Here is a 1,332-nt window from a genome sequence, read left to right on the forward strand (position 1 = left end):
GTAATTCAGTAAAATGTTACACATTATATTGTTTAATTAACCTAAAATAGGCAGTATTCTATCATCAGGTAATATGTACCTTCCTTTACCAAAAGTACGTATTACTTTCACCTTAAAATAGAGGTATAGTTATTTTGATTCCAGTTGAAGGGTTATTATCACCTTTATTCTCATTTAGAAAAAAGTTTTCTTGTCTTTCATTAAGTAATTGCCTATTTGTTTGCGCATCTCTCACAGATAACATCCCATCATTAAAATTCTTTTTTTCTGGAGTAATGCTTATTCCTAAAGATGGAATGCCAATATTATCATCCTTGTTAGTGTAAGAATTTGGATATATTACACTGTTTTTTATGACGGTTTTATAACTCAAACCATGACTACTGAATGATATTAAAATCAAAAACCCAAGAATTGTTTTTATATTCAAAATAAAACCCCTTAATTTAACATTTCAAACCGAGACAGCATATTAAAATGCAGCATATCAATTGAACAACCAATTGGATTTAACAAATTTCATTTATGAAGGTAAGTTTAAGTGTATTTAATAATATCTCCAGGGGTACAGTTTAAAATTTCACACAATTTTTCAAGCGTTGAAAATTTAATTCCTTTCACTTTTCCATTTTTTAATAAAGATAAATTGGCTTCTGTGATACCAAGTTCTAAAGCAAGATCCTTTGATTTAATTTTTCTTTCTACCATCAAAATATTTAAGTGTATTGTTATTGGCATAATCTATATATACAATTTATTTTCATCACTAATTTTTATCGTTTCTTTCATTATCAATGCTAAAGAAACAATCATTACTCCATAAAGCATATCACTAACCCCATCAGTAGAAATACCGATATTAACTATAAATATTTTTTCTCCTGCTGGTAAGCTGATTGACAATGCTAAAGATTCTAATGATTTCATCACCCCATTAATGATGGGTCTTATCATCATTAATATTCCCGCTATAAGTAGAATTTTTATATTTTTTTTTGTCCATATTTCACCCCGTGATGCTTTAAAAAAGAAATAACCAACAAAAAATGAACTGAGTGATGATATTAAAACAGGAATGTGTGTTAAAATCACCAGTAATATAATACTAACGGATGTCAATTCAATACTTTTATCCAGTAATTGGGGAGCTATTGTTTCAATTATTCCGGATAGCATATATGCTTTCTGAGTAAACCAGAAGTAGTAATCAAAAAGTATATTTGTGATGCCCATCATAAAAAAAGAAAAAGCAATAAAATACGAATAATAAAATAATTTTTTGTTACTTTTTAACATATTAAAAATATCCATTAACAATTATAGTGCCATTCT

3 protein-coding genes are annotated in these 1,332 nt (G+C 27.5%); all 3 read right to left on the minus strand.

Going from position 1 to position 1,332, the window contains the following annotated elements; translation table 11 throughout:
* Positions 1–112: 112 nt before the first annotated feature.
* The 3 genes from PSF16_RS17355 to PSF16_RS17365 all read right to left on the minus strand — a co-directional run bounded on the left by PSF16_RS17355 (position 113) and on the right by PSF16_RS17365 (position 1,296).
* On the minus strand, positions 113–430 hold the full coding sequence (locus PSF16_RS17355; RefSeq protein ID WP_272689801.1) for a hypothetical protein: 318 nt from the start codon (positions 428–430) through the stop codon (positions 113–115).
* Positions 431–537: 107 nt separating this feature from the next.
* Positions 538–738 (minus strand): helix-turn-helix domain-containing protein, encoded by a 201-nt coding sequence (locus PSF16_RS17360; protein WP_272689802.1) that lies wholly within the window; start codon positions 736–738, stop codon positions 538–540.
* A 3-nt stretch (positions 739–741) separates the two neighbouring features.
* The gene (locus tag PSF16_RS17365; RefSeq protein WP_272689803.1) at positions 742–1,296 is read right to left on the minus strand and encodes a hypothetical protein; all 555 of its coding nucleotides are present in this window, start codon (positions 1,294–1,296) and stop codon (positions 742–744) included.
* Positions 1,297–1,332 lie beyond the last annotated feature (36 nt).

The sequence above is a fragment of the Providencia sp. PROV033 genome, from assembly GCF_028484855.1.
GTDB lineage: Bacteria > Pseudomonadota > Gammaproteobacteria > Enterobacterales > Enterobacteriaceae > Providencia > Providencia alcalifaciens.